The sequence below is a fragment of the Lichenifustis flavocetrariae genome, assembly GCF_026130545.1.
Lineage (GTDB): Bacteria > Pseudomonadota > Alphaproteobacteria > Rhizobiales > Beijerinckiaceae > Lichenihabitans > Lichenihabitans flavocetrariae.
The window spans coordinates 269,072-288,191 of the sequence record NZ_JAMOIM010000001.1 but is presented as its reverse complement, the minus strand read 5'-3'; the positions used below and the strand labels follow the sequence as shown (position 1 = coordinate 288,191).

The 19,120-nt window shown below is 63.4% G+C and carries 19 protein-coding genes; 11 read left to right on the top strand and 8 right to left on the bottom strand.

Translation table 11 applies throughout. The annotated features are described in order from the left end of the window. Positions 1–70 precede the first annotated feature (70 nt). Together M8523_RS01305 and M8523_RS01300 are read right to left on the bottom strand one after the other, a co-directional pair. On the bottom strand, positions 71–436 hold the full coding sequence (locus M8523_RS01305; protein WP_282583011.1) for a YidB family protein: 366 nt from the start codon (positions 434–436) through the stop codon (positions 71–73). A gap of 85 nt (positions 437–521) precedes the next feature. After that, complete coding sequence (locus tag M8523_RS01300; RefSeq protein WP_282583010.1) at positions 522–1,253, bottom strand: glycosyltransferase family 2 protein; 732 nt, start codon at positions 1,251–1,253, stop codon at positions 522–524. 134 nt (positions 1,254–1,387) lie between these two features. Here M8523_RS01300 and glyS point away from each other — a divergent pair, with 134 nt between their 5' ends. Continuing rightward, complete coding sequence (gene glyS / locus M8523_RS01295; protein ID WP_282583009.1) at positions 1,388–3,625, top strand: glycine--tRNA ligase subunit beta; 2,238 nt, start codon at positions 1,388–1,390, stop codon at positions 3,623–3,625. A 185-nt stretch (positions 3,626–3,810) separates the two neighbouring features. On the opposite strand, the gene M8523_RS01290 is transcribed toward glyS, so the two are convergent. Beyond that, on the bottom strand, positions 3,811–4,182 hold the full coding sequence (locus M8523_RS01290; RefSeq protein ID WP_282583008.1) for a helix-turn-helix domain-containing protein: 372 nt from the start codon (positions 4,180–4,182) through the stop codon (positions 3,811–3,813). Between the two features lie 229 nt (positions 4,183–4,411). Here M8523_RS01290 and M8523_RS01285 point away from each other — a divergent pair, with 229 nt between their 5' ends. Continuing rightward, complete coding sequence (locus tag M8523_RS01285) at positions 4,412–5,602, top strand: Enamidase (protein ID WP_282583007.1); 1,191 nt, start codon at positions 4,412–4,414, stop codon at positions 5,600–5,602. Positions 5,603–5,675: 73 nt separating this feature from the next. Continuing rightward, on the top strand, positions 5,676–6,347 hold the full coding sequence (locus M8523_RS01280; protein ID WP_282583006.1) for an HAD family hydrolase: 672 nt from the start codon (positions 5,676–5,678) through the stop codon (positions 6,345–6,347). Positions 6,348–6,543: 196 nt separating this feature from the next. On the opposite strand, the gene M8523_RS01275 is transcribed toward M8523_RS01280, so the two are convergent. The 5 genes from M8523_RS01275 to M8523_RS01255 form a co-directional block, all read right to left on the bottom strand. Beyond that, complete coding sequence (locus tag M8523_RS01275; protein ID WP_282583005.1) at positions 6,544–6,789, bottom strand: pentapeptide MXKDX repeat protein; 246 nt, start codon at positions 6,787–6,789, stop codon at positions 6,544–6,546. A 101-nt stretch (positions 6,790–6,890) separates the two neighbouring features. After that, complete coding sequence (locus tag M8523_RS01270) at positions 6,891–7,556, bottom strand: NrsF family protein (protein ID WP_282583004.1); 666 nt, start codon at positions 7,554–7,556, stop codon at positions 6,891–6,893. After that, positions 7,553–8,137 carry a sigma-70 family RNA polymerase sigma factor gene (locus tag M8523_RS01265; RefSeq protein ID WP_282583003.1) on the bottom strand — a complete coding sequence of 195 codons (585 nt, stop codon included), beginning with the start codon at positions 8,135–8,137 and terminating at the stop codon, positions 7,553–7,555. Before M8523_RS01265 ends, M8523_RS01270 begins: the two co-directional genes overlap by 4 nt. Positions 8,138–8,751: 614 nt before the next feature. After that, on the bottom strand, positions 8,752–9,288 hold the full coding sequence (locus M8523_RS01260) for a GNAT family N-acetyltransferase (RefSeq protein WP_282583002.1): 537 nt from the start codon (positions 9,286–9,288) through the stop codon (positions 8,752–8,754). Between the two features lie 36 nt (positions 9,289–9,324). Then, on the bottom strand, positions 9,325–9,810 hold the full coding sequence (locus tag M8523_RS01255; RefSeq protein WP_282583001.1) for a chemotaxis protein CheW: 486 nt from the start codon (positions 9,808–9,810) through the stop codon (positions 9,325–9,327). 663 nt (positions 9,811–10,473) lie between these two features. On the opposite strand from M8523_RS01255, the gene M8523_RS01250 reads away from it, so the two are divergent. The 8 genes from M8523_RS01250 to M8523_RS01215 all read left to right on the top strand — a co-directional run bounded on the left by M8523_RS01250 (position 10,474) and on the right by M8523_RS01215 (position 18,901). Then, complete coding sequence (locus tag M8523_RS01250; protein WP_282583000.1) at positions 10,474–12,183, top strand: pyrroloquinoline quinone-dependent dehydrogenase; 1,710 nt, start codon at positions 10,474–10,476, stop codon at positions 12,181–12,183. Between the two features lie 77 nt (positions 12,184–12,260). After that, positions 12,261–12,860, top strand: a complete 600-nt coding sequence (locus M8523_RS01245; RefSeq protein ID WP_282583408.1) for a c-type cytochrome — start codon at positions 12,261–12,263, stop codon at positions 12,858–12,860. A gap of 284 nt (positions 12,861–13,144) precedes the next feature. After that, entirely contained in the window at positions 13,145–15,268 is a 2,124-nt protein-coding gene (locus M8523_RS01240) for a methyl-accepting chemotaxis protein (RefSeq protein WP_282582999.1), read from the top strand. A 160-nt stretch (positions 15,269–15,428) separates the two neighbouring features. After that, positions 15,429–15,521: a pyrroloquinoline quinone precursor peptide PqqA gene (gene pqqA, locus M8523_RS01235; protein ID WP_282582998.1), complete on the top strand. Its 93-nt coding sequence runs from the start codon at positions 15,429–15,431 to the stop codon at positions 15,519–15,521. A gap of 29 nt (positions 15,522–15,550) precedes the next feature. Continuing rightward, positions 15,551–16,447, top strand: a complete 897-nt coding sequence (gene pqqB / locus M8523_RS01230) for a pyrroloquinoline quinone biosynthesis protein PqqB (RefSeq protein ID WP_282583407.1) — start codon at positions 15,551–15,553, stop codon at positions 16,445–16,447. A gap of 11 nt (positions 16,448–16,458) precedes the next feature. Further along, on the top strand, positions 16,459–17,460 hold the full coding sequence (locus tag M8523_RS01225) for an ABC transporter substrate-binding protein (RefSeq protein WP_282582997.1): 1,002 nt from the start codon (positions 16,459–16,461) through the stop codon (positions 17,458–17,460). 3 nt (positions 17,461–17,463) lie between these two features. Then, positions 17,464–18,201, top strand: coding sequence for an ABC transporter permease (locus M8523_RS01220; RefSeq protein WP_282582996.1), 738 nt, complete (start codon positions 17,464–17,466; stop codon positions 18,199–18,201). Continuing rightward, entirely contained in the window at positions 18,161–18,901 is a 741-nt protein-coding gene (locus M8523_RS01215) for an ABC transporter ATP-binding protein (RefSeq protein WP_282582995.1), read from the top strand. The genes M8523_RS01220 and M8523_RS01215 overlap by 41 nt, the downstream gene beginning before the upstream one ends. The last annotated feature ends 219 nt before the right edge of the window (positions 18,902–19,120 follow it).

The window sequence follows — 19,120 nt, the reverse complement described above, 5'->3', positions numbered from 1 at the left end:
CAGCACGACAGTCTCAACCGCGGCGCGCGTGATGGCCCCACCTCGGCGGCAGCGATTCGTCTCCGCCCTTTTAGCTTTTGCTAGCTGGCTCTTGCGGCTCCGGTTCGATCGTTCCGTTCGGCGAGGCATGATCCACAGCCGCCGGAAGAGCCTGCGCCAGGATCTCGGAGATCTTGTCGGCCGGGATGCCGAGCGAGGCGGCGATCTCCTGCAGCTTCTGATTGCCCAGCGCATTGCGGATCTCGTCGGGCGTGATGGGCTGGTTCTCGCCGCCGCCCAGCCATGAGTTCACCTTCGGTCCCAGCCCGTTCTGGTTGAGCTGCGCGATCACGCTCTGCAGCACCGTTGGCCCGAGGGTTTTGGCGAGCTGCCCCCCGATGCCAGAGGAGCCGATCGACTCCATGATGTTTCCCAGTGCCCCGCCAAGCCAACTCATCGTAAGCCTCCCGATGCGCCTTCAATGCGCGGATTGAACCTAACAGCTTTCATGTGACGTCCCAACGTGCGCGGGGCCAGACACCTCATTCGACAAGGGCTGCGGCCTGGTCGAGCGCGATGCTTTCATGGTTGCGCAACACAAGCCCCGTCAGCCCATGCAGGGCGCTGAGCCGATCGAGCTGGGCCTGTCGCAAGGCCCGGTGGGTCTCCGACGAGGCTGTGCCCTGCCGTGCCGAAATCCGCACGCCGTCGCCGCCCGCATGGGTGAAATGAGCCCCGCCGGCGGCCAGCCGCAGATAGAAATCCCAATCCCAATAAATCGGCAGGGTCTCGTCGAACGGGCCGACACGGGTCGCCGCCTCGCGCGTGAAGGCGATGCCGGACACGAGCAGCATATTGTCATGGCGGATAGCCTCTTGGTCGATCCCCGCCAGGAAGGGGATTTCCACGCCGCCGTCGTTCTCGCGCACGATGCGTCCATCCGCATAGGCGAGGTCGGCACCCGCCGCGAGAGCCCTCGCCAAATGGGCCAAATGGTCCGGCGCCTCCCACCAGTCGTCGTCGTCCAGAAAGGCGATGAACGGCGCACGGGCGCGGGCCAAAGCCATGTTGCGCGCCGGCACCTGTCCGCGCGCTCCCGTGCGCAGCGCCGTGATGCGCGAATCGCCCATGGCCAGCACGGCCGCTTCGCCGCTCCCGTCCCCGTCGTCGGCCACGATAGCCTCCCAGGAGGGACCTTGCTGGCGCAGGACCGAGCGGAGCGCCCGTTCCAGGAGGTCGGGCCGGTTTTTGGTCGGGATCAGGACACTGAACATGGGATGTCGCGATATCATAACAAAGATTAAGACGGCGAGAGCCGCATGCCAAATGCGGGACTGTCGCACCTGCCGAAGTGACAGAGCGGCCGGCGCCGACTAGGAAGGCATTCCGAAGTCACAGCAAGCCTCACATGCCCGATCTCCTGCTCGAACTTTTCTCCGAAGAAATTCCGGCGCGCATGCAGCGTCAGGCGGCACTCGACCTGACGAAGCTCGTGACCGACGCGCTGGTCGAGCGCGGGTTGATCTATGAGGGCGCACGCGGCTTCGCGACGCCCCGGCGGCTGGCCCTGCATGTCGCGGGCCTGCCGGTGAAACAGCCGGACACGCGGGAAGAGCGCAAGGGGCCGCGCGTCGGGGCGCCCGAAGGCGCCATCCAAGGGTTCCTGAAGAGCGCGGGCCTCACCTCGATCGAGCAGGCGAGCGTGACCGAGGACCCGAAGAAAGGATCCTTCTACACCGCCGTCATCGCCCGGACCGGCCGCGACACGATCGAGGTGCTGGCCGAGATCCTGCCGGCGCTGATTAAGAGCTTTCCCTGGCCGAAGTCGATGCGGTGGGGTCGGGACTCCTCACAGCCCGAGGCGCTGCGTTGGGTTCGGCCGCTGCAATCCATCCTCTGCACCTTTGGGGCCGAGACCGAGGACCCCGAGGTGGTGGCGTTCAGCGTGGGCGGCATCTTGGCTGGCAACATCACGCGCGGCCATCGCTTCCTCGCGCCCGCCCCCTTCACGGTGAAGCGCTTCGACGACTACGGGCCGCAGCTTGAGAAGCACAAGGTGGTGCTCGACAGCGAACGCCGGGCCGAGATCATCCGGCACGACGCCCGCGACCTCGCTTTCGCACAAGGGCTGGAAGTGGTCGAGGACGAGGCGTTGCTGGCCGAGGTGGCGGGCCTCGTCGAATGGCCCGTGGTGCTGATGGGCCGCTTCGACGAGAGTTTTCTCGCCATCCCGCCGGAAGTGATCCGGGCCACGATCCGGGCCAATCAGAAATGTTTCGTGCTGCGCCGGCTCGGCCAGGAGACACTCGCCAACGCGTTCCTGCTGACCTCGAACATCGTCGCGCCAGATGGAGGCGCCGCCATCGTGGCCGGCAACGAGCGGGTGGTGCGGGCGCGGCTCTCGGATGCGAAGTTCTTTTGGGAATCGGACCTCAAGGTGCGGCTCGAAGACCGGCTGCCGAAGCTCGACAGCATCGTGTTCCACGAGAAGCTGGGCACGCAAGGTCAGCGCGTGCAACGCATCGCGGCGCTGGCGAAGGATCTGGCGCCGCTTGTCGGCGCCGATCCGGCCAAGGCCGAGCGGGCGGCGCTTCTGGCCAAGGCCGATCTCGTCTCCGACATGGTGGGCGAGTTCCCTGAACTGCAGGGATTGATGGGGCGCTACTACGCGGCGGCGCAGGGCGAGGACGCCTCGGTCGCGGCGGCGGTCGAGGAGCATTACAAGCCACAGGGGCCGGGCGACCGGGTGCCGAGCGATCCGGTATCGATCGCGGTGGCGCTTGCCGACAAGCTCGATACGCTCGTCGGGTTCTGGGCCATCGACGAGAAGCCCACGGGGAGCAAGGACCCTTATGCGTTGCGGCGAGCGGCGTTGGGGGTAATTAGGATCGTATTGGATCGCGCCATGAAACTTCGGCTTCTGCAGGCGCTGGTTCACCCACTGAGATTTTCTCGCGTTCACTCGAACATGGCCGAACAACGGTCGATTGCACAGAAGCCAGCTGCTGAAAACATACAGACCACTTTGCGGCTGACCGCCCTGGCTCAACAAGCGTCCGAAATCGGAAACCGACTGCATTTCGGACTCGGTGGGCAAGATGATGAAACTCCGGTTCTTTCAGATCTCCTCGCCTTCTTCGCCGACCGCCTGAAAGTATATCTCCGCGATCAAGGCGCCCGGCACGACCTCATCGACGCCGTCTTCGCCCTGCCCGGCCAGGACGACCTGCTGATGATCGTCCGCCGCGTCGAGGCGCTCGGCCGCTTCCTCGACACGGAGGACGGCAAATCGCTGCTCGCCGGCTACCGGCGCGCCGCCAACATCCTGCGGGCCGAGGAGAAGAAGGACGGTGCCGGCGCCTTCGAGGCCGCCCATGAGCCCGGACTGCTCGACCTGGCCGAGGAGCACGCCCTCGCCGAAGCCCTGACGCTCACTGAGGCCGACACGGCCGCCGCCGTTGGCTGCGAGGATTTCGAGGCCGCCATGCGCGCCATGGCGCGGCTGCGACCGGCCGTCGACGCCTTCTTCGAGCGTGTCACGGTCAATGCCGACGATGCCGGCCTCCGCCGCAACCGCCTGCGGCTGCTCAACGCGCTGCGGCGGACGACGCTGACGGTGGCGGATTTCTCGAAAGTCGCGGGGTAAGCAGGCCGACTTCAATTGAGATCGGACCGCTTTGACAGGGGTCGCTGGCCCGTCATCGCGACGGCCCGGCCGGTAGCGATCCATGACCTCGGCGCGGCAGGGGTTGCCACGGCGGCTTCGCCGCCTCGCAATGACGTGGCAGGGTCGCGGCACGCCCATGAAGGCATCCACGCTTGAGGTCGTAGCTAAACCAAATCGTCGAGCCCAACCTGGAGGGCCACGGCAATGGCCTTCAGCACGGCAACGCTGCTTTCGCGTGTCCCCTGCTCGATCTCGTACAATGTCTGGACCGGGATGTCGGCCTGACCGGCCAACATCTCTTCCGTGAGGTGACGATGTTCACGCCACAAACGGACGAGGCTTTCATCCGCAAGAGCGCGGTCGACGAATGCGGCGGGAAGCAACTCTTCCTCACCAGACAAAAGTTTACGGCTGATGTTATCGGCCGCAGCAGCATCCTGCGCATCTTCGAGCAACTCGACGATTCGATCGAACTCGGCGCGCGGCGTCGTCACCGTGTCGCCGTCAATGGTGGCGTTGATGTGGATCGCGTTCATTCATAGACCTCACGACGATGGCCGATCCTAAGCACGTCAAGAACAACACCGGTTTCGGTGAAGATTACGCAACAGCTCCCAACCCGAAGCCGCAATGCAACGCCGTTGCATCAGCCCAAACCCTTGAGCCAGCGCCCTGGCTCCTCTAGGCTCGCCATCGTTCGTATACAAACGATCTAACCGCCTGCCCTCGCGGCGGGTCCACCCGATCGTTCCAGGAGACACGCGGATGGCGCATGACGCACCGGCGGCCGGCCCTTCGGGCAAGCTCGTCATCAAGAACATCGGCCTGCTGCTCAGCGGCGACATCGGCCGCCCGATCCTCGATGCCGATGCGATCGTGGCGGTCGATGGGCGGATCACGGCCATTGGCCGCTTCAAGGACCTCGACACCGAGGGCGCCAAGACCACGATCGACGCGCACGGCTGCGGCGTATCGCCCGGCCTCATCGACAGCCACGTCCATCCCGTCGCCGGCGATTGGACGCCGCGCCAGAGCCAGATCAACTGGATCGATTCGACGCTGCATGGCGGCGTCACCACGATGATCTCGGCCGGCGAGGTGCATACACCGGGGCGGCCGCGAGACATCGTCGGCCTCAAGGCCATGGCGATCTTCGCGCAGCGCGCCTTCACGGCCTTCCGGCCCGGCGGCATGAAGATCCATGCCGGTGCGCCGGTGATCGAGCCCGGCATGGTGGAGGACGATTTTAAGGAACTCGCGGCGGCGGGCGTCACGTTGCTCGGCGAGGTCGGCCTCGGCGGCGTGAAGGACGGCGCGACGGCGCGGCAGATGGTGGGCTGGGCGCGCAAATACGGGATTCAATCGACCATCCATACGGGTGGCCCCTCGATCCCCGGCTCGGGCCTCATCGATTCGGCCGTGGTGCTCGAAGCCGACACGGATGTCGTGGGCCACATCAACGGCGGCCACACCGCCCTGCCCGATCGCGAGATCCGCTGCATCTGTGAGGGCTGCGGTCGCGGCCTCGAAATCGTTCACAACGGCAACGAGCGCGCGGCGCTCTACACGCTGCGGACCGCGCGCGAGATGAACCAGATGGAGCGCCTGATCCTCGGCACCGACGGACCAGCCGGTTCGGGCGTGCAGCCCCTCGGCATCCTGCGCATGATCTCCATGCTGTCGTCGCTCGGCGAGGTGCCGGCCGAGGTGGCCTTCTGCTTCGGCACCGGCAATACGGCGCGTATGCGCTCGCTCGATTGCGGCCTCGTAGAAGTCGGTCGCGCGGCCGACTTCACCTTCCTGGATCGGCCGCAGCATGGCGCCGGCAAGACGCTGCTCGAAGCGGTCGAGCTCGGCGACCTGCCCGGCATCGGCATGGTGATGATCGACGGCGTGGTGCGGACCGGCCGCAGTCGCAACACCCCGCCCGCTGAACGGGTGCCGGAAGTGGTCTGATGGCCAAACGCCTTGCCGAGACCCTTGCAATGCATGATATCGCGGGCGGCAGCATGCCAGGAGCGGACACGGAATGACGGACGCACGCGTATTCCTGGTCGACGTCGATAACACGCTTCTCGACAACGACCGTTTTCAGGACGATCTCAAGGCGCATGTCGCCGCGACCTCGGGAGCGGCCGCGCGGGATCGATATTGGGCGCTGCAGGACCACCTGTTCAAGACGCTCGGCTACCGCGATTATCTCGGTGCCTGCCAGAGCTACCGATTGGAGCGGCCCGATGACCGCGAGGCCTTGCGGCTCGCCGCCTTCATTCTAGACTACCCTTACGAGACGCTGCTTTATCCGGGTGCTCTCGATGTGCTGGATCGCATGCGCGGTCTCGGACGCACAGCCCTGCTGACGGACGGCGACGCAGTGTTCCAGCCGAACAAACTCCGGCGCTCAGGCCTTGCCGATGCGGTCAACGGCGACCTGATGATCGCCGTTCACAAGGACGAAGAACTCGACGCGATCCTGGCGCAATTTCCGGCCGAGCATCACGTGCTGGTCGACGACAAGGTCCGTATCCTCACCGCCTTCAAGACAGCCTGGGGTTCGCGCGTCACCACCGTGTTCCCGCGCCAGGGGCAGTTCGCGCGGGACGAGAAAGTCTTGGCCGCGAATCCGCCAGCCGATCTCAGCATAGATCGGATTGTGGACTTGCTTGAGGCGGCCCTTCTAGCCGAGACGCCTTCCACGTAGCTATTTAACGAAGTGCGGCTCGTTGATTGAGGAGCAGCTTGGACGCACGATCTTCCAAAAGAGTCGCAATCGAATCCGCTCCCCTCTCCGCAAGGGAGAGGGGAAATCATGGCCTGTATCAGATAGCTGTAAAGCGGGGCCAAGGGAGAAACTGAGATCGCGGCAGGCGATGTGCTTCGGCTTTCTGCCCGACGTCTCACTCGTCCGATGTCGCGTCCTTGCTCATCGAATCCTTCTTCATGGCATCGCCCTTCATGGCGTGCTTCTTCATCATGCCATCGTGTTTCTTCATCATCGTGTCGTGCTTCTTCATGCTGTCCTTCTTCATCATGGCATCGCCCGAGCCCGCGCTCATGGCGTCATCGGCCTGAGCCACGGACGCGAACGACAAGCCGGCGCAGAGCGCGAGAGCGGAACAAGCAAGGGCGAGGGATTTGGTCATGATCGGATCTTTCCGAAATGGAGCGAGCGGCACGAAGCATCGCTCCGGGGAACAGTGACGTCGTCGCCACTGTCTCGTCTTCGGTCCGATCCGCGATCCGGTTACAGGCGCCGGGCAAAAGTTTTGGGGGTGAGGAGCCGGCCGCCCAGCACACGATTGGCCCCGATCACGAGACCGATCGCCAGAATGTGGACGACCATATCGGTCGCGCCGGCATCATAGGGATGGAAAAAGTTGAGCAAGGTCGCGGCCGCCGCCGCGACCGCCAGCCCACCGGTCGCGGCCGTGAGGTTGGGGCGCAAAGGACAGGCGCGCCGGATCATAAGGATCATTGCGATCGACAGCGGAATCGACAGCAGCACGATGAAACGGAAACAATGCGTCGCCTCCGCCATGTCCGCTGCATGCGTGTCGGGGATCACCCAGGCGCGAAGGCAACCCATCCCGGTCGCCGCGACCCAGAGTGCCAAGCCGGGCAGCGGCAGCAGGGCCCAAACCGGCTTGCGATCGGGGAAGCTCAACTCAAAAGCCGCGATGGCGGCCAGCACGGTGGTGAGCGTGGAGCCGAGCACCGCGAGCCACATGTCGGGGACGAAGCGAAGCCGATGCGCGATGGCCGGGAGGTTCGCAAAGTAGGCCAGAACGATCGCCAGGGTCGCGACGAGCAAAAGCCACCCGGCCGCCCGCAGAATCGGCGCGGACAAGCGACGGACGGGCCGCAGGTCGGCGCCGAGATCAGCGATGAGCCTGTCGATCTGCGCGGTCATCCCAGATCTCCCCCAAACCGAGCCCGCAGGGTTTTGAGGGCCCGATGCATGTTCACCTTCAACGCCCCTTTCGTTTTTCCGGTCGCGATCGCGGCGTCATCGAGCGACATCTGCTGCAGGGCCAACATCTCGATCGCCTCGCGCTGGCCGTCGGGCAGCTCGTCGATGGCCCCGCGCATGGAGGCGTCCTGCATCGACTCCGTCATGCCGTGCTGGCGCGCGTCGGATGGGTCGGGATGGTTCTCGTAGTCCAGCGGCGCGAACACCTCGCGCCGGTCCTGACGTCCCCGGCGGCGCAGCGCATCGATGGCGCGCCGCTGCGCGATCGCGCAAAGCCACGCCGAAAAGCTGCGGGCCGGATCATAGGTCTGCCGCGCACGATGAATGGTGAGCAGAACCTCCTGCACAACATCGTCGGCACGGTCGGCATAGACCCCCTGCCGCATCACGACACGGCGGATCAACGGCGTACAGCCGCGCAGCAAACGCTCATAGGCGATCCGATCGCCGGTCTGGGCCGCCGCCATCATGGCCGACCATTCGCCGTCGAGTTCCGCCGCTCTCTGACTGGCCGCAGCCATGCCGCCTATAATCCCCGCCTAACACTGTTCCCTTCCCTTTAGGGCCAAGCCGGCGTGGGAGGAAGGCGGGGATGGACGATTGATCATGACACGCTGACCCAATTGCCGCCCTGCTCCCTTGGCACCAGTCCGCATTCTCGTTGCTGTCAGCGACCCCGACGCGTTTCGGGTTCCACCGAGGTCAGCATCGCCTGACGACGTGCGGGATCACTATCCAGTCTTCGCTGCGTCGGAGGAAAGGGTTACAGTGGTCATGGGGCCAGGATGCGCCGCAGGCGTCCTGCGACAGGAGCGAAAATTTGGTCGGCGGCCAGACAACGCTTTTGGATATCGTCAGCCGCAAGGCCAACGAGGGCTGAGCAATGAGCTGGAATGGCATCATCGTCGGGATGTTGCTCGCGGCGAGCAGTATCGGGAACGCGCCGTCGTCTTACGGTTGCTGGTCCATCAAGGATCAGGTCGAGCGGCTTGCCTGTTTCGACGAAGCCGTTGGGCCGCCCGGAGCAGGGATCAAGGAGGCGCGACCCGCGCCAGCCGAGCAGGTTCGGGATTCGGCGACAAGGCCTCCCAACTGAGTCGCTCAGGGCGAGTAAATCCTGACGACCGGACGGCCCTCACGACAGCGTTCGGGCGGGGGCACCAGCGCCGCGATCGACAAGGGACATCACGATCGCGTCGCGATACACACCGTCGATCAGCGCCGCATCCCTCGTGAGGCCCTCACGGTTGAAACCCATCTTCTCGTAGAGCGCGATCGCACGCAGATTATCGGAATGCACGTCCAGTTCGATCCGCGTGAAGCCCAGATGACCGGTTTCATCGAGGCAGGCGCGGATCAGCCGCGCCCCGATCCCCTGCCCCCGATGAGCCGGTAAAACGCCGATCCCAAGCGTGCCGCGATGCGCATGCGCGGGGAAGAAATGCCGCCGCACGTCACACCAGCCGATGACTTCGTCCCCGAGCAGCGCGACGAAGCGCGGATCACCGGCGGCCATTGCGTTCAACACGAAAGCGCGGGTGTCGGGGAGCGGGGGCGCCTCCGTCAGGGTCAGGTATCGGCGTTCGCGCGCCACGATGTCGAGGGCGCGATGGAAGCTCTCGATCATGCTGGCCATGATCGGCATGATGACGACGTCCTCATGATCCGACATGCATCGTTGCTCGCGCCCGGAGGCGGTCTCCGCGTTTTAAAACGTGTCCCAGTCCTGGCTGGACTGCGCCGTTTCCGATGGGAGGACGGCGTCGAGCACCAAAAGGCTGATCAGCCGCCCATCGACCGCCAGGATACCACGCACGAAATCCCGCGCCATCTGCGACGCGACATCGGGCGCCGGCTGGATCATATCGTTCTTGACGGTCAGAATCTCGGAGACGCCTTCGACCAGCAACCCCACGACCCGTTCCCGGATCTCAACAACAAGAATGGCGTGGCGGCTGGTCGGGATGGTGGGTGGCAAACCAAGCCGCACCGCCAGATCGATGATGGCCAGAACCGCGCCACGCAGGTTGATGACGCCACAGACGAAGCCAGGCGCATGCGCAACCGGCGTGGCAGGAGTCCATACCCGGATCTCTCGGACACTCACCACATCGACGCAGAACTCCTGCTCTCCGACCAGGAAGGCGATCAACTCGCGCGTTCCGGCCGCAGCGGCTTTGTCCAGACTGGTCATTGGTACGTTCATCGGCGTTGCATCCATGCGTTGGGCCAGCCTGTCCGTGGGTCACCCGGCCAGATGATTCGATCTTTCCCGGTCGGCGCTGCTTCCGCGGGCCACCGGCACATTGTTGACGCGGCATGCGCCCCTGCGGCTCGGTCAGGCCGGTGCCCACCCGCACAGCGAAGCCGCCTCTTGCCTCCGGTCAACCCCGCCTTTCGCATCGCGGACGCCCTACCTCATGTTGGAGGCACAGTACCGGCCAAGACTTTTCGTTTTCCTCAAGAAACGAGACGGCTCGGCTCCTCCGGAACCTTCAAGCCAGGGTTCTCTGATTTATGCTTGAGAAATTCTTGATTTTGACTTATCGGCCGCAGCTGGTTCGATCCGAGTCGACATCGAAGCCAGCGGGAGACGCCGAGACCGCAGCAGCATCGCTTGGCAAGAGCAGATGCGCAGTGCGACCGAGGGTAGCGATCAAGTCGACGGGCCTACCAACCTTACGCGCGAACGACAGTGAACCTCCGCATTCGGCTCTGGAGCACCCTCATCGTCACCCAACGGCCGGCTCCTATCCCGCCATCTCCCTAATTCGCTTGACCAATATAGGGGCACTGTTCATCCTCCCATGTTAACGCCGCAATTCGAGAACGTGGCGCTTTTTGGGAGGGACCACAGATGGCGGATCCGCGAAGATATCATCTGAGTACGACCATGCTGGCGGCCGCCTTCGCCATGGCGCTGTCAGGCCCGGGATATTCTGAAGAAATCAAGTCAGCCACGAAATTCGGAGACTTGTCGTCCGTCACCCAGGACCTGCTGACGCATGCGTCGAGCGACAGCTCGAACTTCTTGCACACCAACGGGGATTACGGACAATCCCGTTTCTACCCCAACAGTCAGATCAATACGACCAATGTCGCGAAGCTGCGGCCCGCGTGGATCTTTCAAACCGAGGTGAAGGAATCACTCGAAACGTCGCCGATCATCGTGAACGGCATCATGTACGTGACCACATCGTTCAGTCACGTTTATGCCTTGAATGCGCGCACCGGCGAAGAGATCTGGCATTACGCGCACAAGATGGGGCCGATCACGACATTCTGTTGCGGCCCGAACAACCGGGGCGTGGCAGTCGCCGACAACCTCGTTTATGTCGCGACGCTCGACGCTCATCTGGTCGCGCTCGACGCCCACACAGGCAAGACCGTGTGGGACAAGGAGGTCGCCGACCCCGAGGAAGGCTACAGCGAGACCATGGCGCCCACGGTTGCCAAGGGCAAAGTTCTGATCGGGACCAACGGTGGCGAATACGGTATCCGGGGCTTCGTGAAGGCCTTTGATGCGAAGACCGGCAACCTGGTGTGGACCTTCAACACAGTTCCGGAGAACTCGGTCGGCGTCTGGGCAGAGAAAGATTTGACCGGACGCGACATGCACCGCGACATTGCGGCCGAGAAGGCCGCTTTGGCCAAGCTCGGCGACCCCTACAAGACCCTTGGCGGCGGCGTGTGGCAGAACCCGGCCGTGGATCTCGAAACCAATCGAATCTACTTCGTTGTTGGCAATCCCTCTCCGGATCTCGATGGTGCGTCACGCCCCGGCGACAATCTCTACACCGACTCGCTGGTCTCCGTTGATCTCGATACGGGGAAATACATCTGCCACCAGCAATATATCTCGCACGACGTCTGGGATCTCGACGCGGTCTCCCCGCCCGTGATCACGCAGGTGGCAGACAAGGACGGCAAGCCGGTCAAAGGCATTCTGCACGCTGGCAAGACCGGCCACCTCTATGTTCACGACGCCAAGGACTGCAGCCTGATCCGCTTCTCCGAAGCCATGGTGCCGCAAGAGAATATGTGGGCTCTGCCGACCAAGGAAGGCGCCCGCATGCTGCCTGGCGCGAACGGGGGGGTCGAATGGTCCCCGATCGCCACCGATCCGAAGCAGGGCCTTGCCTATGCGATCAATTTGCACCAGCCGATGACCTATTCGGTGGAGAGCTCGGCCTATCCGTCAGGCAAATTATGGCTGGGCGGCGCCTTCAAGGTGATCCCGACCGAGGAACAATGGGGCAACGTCACGGCCGTCGATTACAACACCGGCAAGATCCGTTGGCAGGTCAAAACGGCTCAGCCGATGATCGGCGGCATCCTGGCCACGGCGGGCGGGCTCGTGTTCACCGGGGAAGGCAATGGCCTGTTCAAGGCCTATTCGTCGGAGAATGGATCACTACTCTGGCAGTTCCAGGCTGGCGCCGGCGTCAATGCTCCACCGTCGTCATATTCGGTCGACGGTCAGCAATATATCGTGGTCGGTGCCGGCGGGAACACACAGCTCGACTACAAGCGCGGCAATGCGATCATGGCCTTCACCATCAATTAAGGCCTAGAGCACAATAAGGGGCGGGGTCGTTCGACGACTCCGCCCCTTTTACAACGGCGGATACGAAATTGACGATCATGAGGGTGTCGAGGCTGCAAGCCGTGGCTCTGGGCGTTTTGGCGCTCCTTGGGCTAAAAGATGCCGGTGGGCCCGTGAAAGCCGATACGATCGAAGAGAAAGCCGGGGTCTGCGCCTCCTGTCACGGCGCTAACGGCGTGCCGACGGCAAAGAATATCCCGATCATCTGGGGGCAGACAGAAGGTTATCTTTACCTTCAATTACGAGATTTCAAAAAGGGCGCGCGCCAGAACGAAGTCATGAGCCAGATCGCCTCCACGTTGGAGAAAGACGATATGAAGGCTCTGGCGGCGTATTTCGCACAAAAGACTTGGCCCGTCCTGGATCAGCCGGCTGCCTCCGACGAGGTGACCCGGATTGCCAAGACGGTCAATTCATCCGTGCAATGCACGAGCTGTCATCTTGAGCGTTTTCAAGGCAATAGCACGGTTCCACGATTGGCCGGCCAGAGCCACGACTACCTTGTGAAGACCACCGCCGAGTTCCGGAACGGTGTGCGCGGCAACAATCCCGGCATGACGAGTCTGATGAAGGCCACGCCTGAGGACGATCTCGTCAAGGTGTCGACGTATCTGGCAGGGCTGGCCGGAAGCTACTAAGCAACCGATCGGCCGGACCGGATGGAACCGGCCATTAAATGTTCGGTGTCACAACAGAGGAACACGTGAGGGTTCCTCGAATGACTTTGTTGGCGTCGGCTCATCCTTCAACACCAAACATACCAACCGTGCGGTTCGGGATCGGCGCAAGGTTAATCGCGGCTTTTACTTGTGTGGCCAGCTTGACGATCCTTTCGGGTCTGTCGTCTGTCTGGCTGACCTCCAAGGGAGGTGATATCGTCAGTGAACTCGGCTCGCGGACGATTCCCACGGTTACGGAGTCCTTGACCTTCGCGCAACGATCGTCGGTCCTCGCCGCCGAGGCTCCCGCGCTGGCGACCCGGAAGGACACTGCCGCGTTGAGCGATCAGGCAAATCGCTTGTCAGGCCTCCTAGCTGAACAGAACAAACGCTTGGCCGTTCTGCGGGGGATGACCGATTCACCCGAGGTCCTCGCGAAGATTGACGCCAAGAATACGGCGCTCGCCGAGAAAATGAACAACTTGCGAGGCGTGGCCGAGTCACGGATCGCTCTGGCGGCCAAGCTTGACGAGAAAGTCGCCAGCGCCTTGACGGCCTACCAGGATTTCACGAATTTCCTGCAACCACTCGTCGATACGGCGCAAAACACGGCCAATGTCCTTCTTGTCGGGCTGAAGCGGACCAATTCACCCTCGGCCGTCGATACGATCCAACGCCGGCTCGGAGACGTCGCGATCCCGGCGCTCCGCGCGCTCATGGAAGTTCAGGCCGACGGCAACCTGACGATCGGCATGCTGTCCGCCGCCAGCAGCGTCAAGAGCGATGCCGCGGCGGACGTCCAGCAACGTTATACGACGGCTCACAGCCGGTTGATGGATGCGCTGAAGGCCTATGACAGGATCATCGGCGTCTACGGCGACGGCCCTGACCGAGCCAAGCTGAACGCACTGAGCGAAAGGCTGTTCCTTGCGGGAACAGGCCAGGACAGCGTCTTCGCGCTGCGGGCCGAGCAAGAGAAGCTCGACGCCAACACGGTCGCACTTCTCCAGACCATGACGGCTGCCGCCGCCGAACTCGGCGTCGAGGTTGAAAAGCTTGTGAGCGGACAGCAGGAGGCCGTCGCCGGCGCAGTGGCTCATTCGAAGGGTGTCACGGACCAAAGCCTGACGATCAGCGTGGTTCTGAGCGGCGTGGCGCTTCTCATCTCGGTTGCGATCGGCTGGCTCTATGTCGGCCGGGTGGTCATTCGGCGACTCAGCGCCCTGGCCTCCAGTATGGAGCGTCTGGCGCAGGGGGATCGCAATGCGCAGGTGAAAAACGAGGGGCACGACGAGATCACGAAAATGGCGGGCGCCGTCCAGGTCTTCAAGAGCAATATGCTCCGGGGCGATGAGTTGGCGGCCGAGGCAGCCCGCCTCGGAAAGGAACAAGAAACCATTCGACAGAAAGCCGACGCGGACCGGGCCGAGGCTGCCGCCCGCCAAGCCGCGGTTGTCGACAGCCTGGCAAAAGGTCTCGCGCATCTCGCCAAGGGCGACCTGACCTACCGGCTCAGCACTCCGTTCTCGGTTGAATACGAAGGATTGCGCAGCGACTTCAATGCCGCCGTGACCGAGCTTCGAGATGTCATGAAGCAGATCATCGTCGGGACACAGGAATTGCAGTCGGGGACCGATGAAATCTCGACGGCCGCCGACGACCTTTCCAGACGCACCGAGCAGCAAGCGGCAAGCGTCGAGGAAACCGCCGCGACCCTGAACGAGATCACCGCGCGGGTGCGCAAATCGGCAGAAGGTGCGATCCACGCACGCGACATCGTCGGCACGGCCAAGACGGACGCCGAACATTCGAGCGACGTGATGCGCCAGACCATAGAGGCCATGACCGACGTCGAGAAATCATCGAGCCAGATCGGGCAGATCATCAGCGTCATCAACGAGATCGCATTCCAGACCAACCTGCTGGCCCTCAACGCCGGCGTCGAGGCCGCGCGAGCCGGCGATTCCGGACGCGGGTTCGCGGTCGTCGCCTCGGAAGTCAGGGCCCTGGCTCAACGATCCGCGGAAGCCGCGCGGGAGATCAAGGACCTTGTGATCGCGGCGACGCAGCAGGTGGACAAGGGCGTGCACCTCGTGGGCGAGTCCGGCGTGGCTTTGAAGCGGATCCTCGGTCAGGTGGTCGAAATCAACGACATCGTCACCGATATCGCAGCCCTCGCGAATGAGCAGGCCGCGGGCCTCGACCAAGTGAATTTGGCGGTGACCAACATCGAGACCGTGACACAGCAGAACGCCACCATGGTGGAGGAAACGACAGCCTCCAGCCATAATTTGGCACGGGACACCGAGGCCCTCGCGCAGCTCGTCGGTCGCTTTGAAGTGGATGCCGCAGCCCCCTCGGGGCGCGTGCGAAAGATGGCCGCGTGACCTTTGCAGAAGCAGCGACCGGGATCAGCCAATGCACCTTTGTGGATCGCCGAGAAAGCTCTCAGAGGATTACACGTCGGATTGACGCTACAGCGGAATTGCAGCACCATCGACCTGTCAAAGCGATGAAGATCGCTGGATGCTTAGGGAGAACTTTGTAATGCAGCAGTTGATCTGGACGACCCCGGTGGTCGAAGAAGTCTGCATCGGCATGGAAGTGACGAGCTACGAGTCGGCCGACATCGAGATCTGAGGGTCGAGCGGCTCGATCCGCGTTTGAGGATGCACGTTCTGGTGCTCGGATCGGCGGCGGGGGGCGGCTTTCCGCAGTGGAATTGCCGTTGCCCTGTCTGCAGCCTTGCCTGGGAAGGCAGTCCACGGGTGCGACCACGGACACAATCAACCGTGGCCGTCAGCGTCGACGGTGCTTCCTGGGTCTTGTTGAATGCTTCGCCTGATCTGCGCGCGCAGATCCTTGCGGCCCCGCAGCTGCATCCACAGCGCGAAGGCCGGTCCTCGCCGATCGAATCCGTGATTTTGAGCAATGCCGATCTCGACCATGTGGCAGGCCTCCTGGCGCTTCGGGAGAACCACTCCTTCGCGTTGCACGCATCGGCTGAGGTTTTAGAGACTTTGGACGCCGATCCGGTGTTCCGCGTTCTCAATCCAAGCTTCGTTCGCAGAATCCCTTTTCGGCTCGATCACCCGTTCGCGAGTGGGGGGCTGCACATTGTCGCTTTCGCGGTGCCGGGAAAGCGACCGTTGTTTTTTCAGTCCGAGGGCGAGGGCATCGGCTCGGAAACGGAAATGACGGTCGGTCTCGATATCACCTCGAACGGACGCCGATTCGTCTACATCCCCGGGTGCGCCCATGTGACGGACGCTCTTCGCGCGCGGCTCGCTGGCGCGGATCTGCTTTTCTTCGATGGCACCACTTTCACGGATGATGAATTGCCTGCGCTGGGCCTCTCATCGAAGACCGCTGCCAGGATGGGCCATATGGCAATGATCGGAGAAAGCGGATCGCTCAACGCTCTGGCGCACATCAATGTCGCGCGGAAGGTTTTCATCCACCTGAACAACACCAATCCCGTGCTGATCGAAGATTCGCCCCAGCGCAGAACCGTAGAGGCCAGCGGCTGGGAGATCGCTTTCGACGGCATGACGGTCAGCCTGTGAGGCTTGTGAGCTTGACCACGCGATCCGCGCTTCGCTTATGCGCGATGGTCCAGCTCTCCGTCATCCTGGCGGGCTTGTCCTGCATGTCAGCCGCCATGGCGGCCGAACACATCCGGATCGGTCTCCTGTCGACGGGAACGGTCGCCTGGCAGATCGACACGATGCGGCGGCATGGGCTCGACGCCAAGGCTGGCCTCGACCTCGAAACCGTGTCCCTCGCCTCACCCGACGCGGCCAAACTCGCCCTCAACGCCGGCTCGGTCGATCTCGCGGTCACGGACTGGCTTTGGGTCGTCCGGGAAAGGTCGCTCGGCGCCAAGCTCCTCTTCTACCCCTACTCGACCGCGGCCGGCGCCGTCATGGCCCGTGGCGACGGGGGGATCTCCACTTTGCGCGATCTTCGGGGCAAACGTCTCGCGGTCGCGGGCGGCCCGCTCGACAAGAGCTGGCTCATCGTCCAGGCGGCAGCTCTCAAGTCGGGCCTCGACCTCAGCCACGAGGCGACGCTGATGTTCGGAGCACCGCCGCTCATCTATGAAAAGACGCGGACCGGGGAGGCTGATGCCAGCCTCGAATTCTGGAACTATTGTGCCCAACTCGATGTTCAAGGCTTCCATCGCGTTCTCGATGTCGCCCAGGCGGAACGGGACCTGGGCGTCGCGTCCCCGGTTGCCTTCACGGGCTACGTGTTTTCCGAGGATTTCGCGAAGGCTCACAAGCCCACGCTCGAGGCGTTTCTGAGGGCGACCCAATCAGCCAACGCGATCCTGGCCGAGTCGGACGCGGAGTGGGACGCGTTGCGGCCACTGATGCATGCCGATGACGAGGCCCTCTTCAAGGCCTACCGTGACACGACGCGTGCTGGCATTCCACACCGACCGATCCGTGAGGAAGCGGCGGATGCCGAACGGCTCTTTTCGATCCTGGCCGCAACGGCGTCCGGCAAGTTGGTCGGATCCGGAACCAAATTCGACCCGGCCCTCTACTACCGCTTGTCGTCGGCCGTGGAGTGATGGGTGACGAAAGCCCTGTCCCTGGCCGTCCTCTTTGCGATATGGGAGGTCGCGGCCCTGGTGGCGCAGTCCCGGCTGCTTCCCACACCCGGAACGATCATCGGGACTATCGGGTTAGAGATCCGCAGCGGAGAGATGCCGTTTCAATTTGCCTGTACGTTGGGACGGGTCGGCGTGGCCTTCACGGTCGCCTTCGTGCTGGGAACGATCATCGGCACCGCCATGGGGCGTGTTCCGGTTGTCGACCGCTTTTTTGACCCATGGGTGGTGATCCTCCTCAACCTGCCGGCACTGGTCGTCATCATCTTTGCCTATCTGTGGATCGGCCTCGACGAGACCGCTGCGATCGTCGCGGTCGTGCTCAACAAACTGCCCAATGTCATCGTGACCACGCGCGAGGGGGCCCGCGCGATGGACGCCCACCTCGCCGAAATGGCCCAGGTGTTTCGCTTTTCGGCGCTGAAGCGCCTGCGTCATCTGCTGCTGCCGCAACTCGCGCCCTATCTCGCGATCGCGGCGCGGTCGGGTCTCTCGACCGTCTGGAAGATCGTCCTCGTCGTCGAACTTCTGGGGCGTCCCAACGGAGTCGGCTTCGTGCTCGGCACCTCGTTCTCCCTGTTCGACGTCACGAAGATCCTGGCCTATGCGCTGATGTTCGTCGCCCTCATGCTCGGGGTCGAGATCCTCGGGGTGCAACCGTTTGAACGGCGCGCCGCACGCTGGCGTCCCCGACGCGTTTGAAATCACCGTCACCCGCAAGGCGCATGTCGCGGCCGATGCGACCCGGGTCGTCGTTCTCCAGGACTTCATCCTTTCGCTGCCAAAAAGTGGCTTCGTCGCGCTCATCGGGCCGTCGGGATGCGGCAAGACCACGCTTCTGCGGATCGCGGCCGGTCTCGACCAGAGCTTCGTGGGCAAGGTCCGGAACCCTGAGGCTCTCCGCTTGGGCGTGGTCTTTCAGGAGCCACGCCTGTTGCCCTGGCGAAACGTGGCGGAGAACATCGCTCTCGCACGGCCCGCCGCGATGCCGGACAACACGGCCGACCTCGCCGATCGGCTCGGCTTCACGTCAGTCCTGTCCCGCTATCCGTCCGAACTCTCGCTCGGGCTCGCGCGCCGGGTCAGCCTCGCGCGAGCGCTCGCCATCGATCCCGGTTTGTTGCTGCTGGACGAACCCTTCGTGTCTCTGGACGGAGCCTCCGCCGATCGGTTGCGCGAAGTCCTTGCGCAAACGGTCGGGCAGAGCGGCGCGACAGTTCTGATGGTGACGCACGATGTCGTGGAAGCCATCGGCCTTGCCGATACGCTGATCGTCCTGAGCGAGAGACCGGCGCGAATCCTGGCCCGCATCGCCCTGCCGGCGCCACGTGGGCGGCGAACAATCGAGGACACCGAGGCGATCCTGGCTGAGGTCAGGAAGGCTCAGGCGACCGCCGGCTAAGGCCAACGACGTCAAGACGAACCCTCGGCCTTTGATCCCTGCGATCCCGAAAAGTCCCTTCCCCAACTTATGGGAAGAAGATGGCCACAAGCCGGATGAGGGTCTTCCCCAATGCTTCCCCCTCATCCGCCTGCCGGCACCTTCTCCCCGCAAGCGGAGCGAAGGGATACAGCTTCGATCTCATCAATGATCTGCCGGATCGTTCTCTTGCAGGTTCAT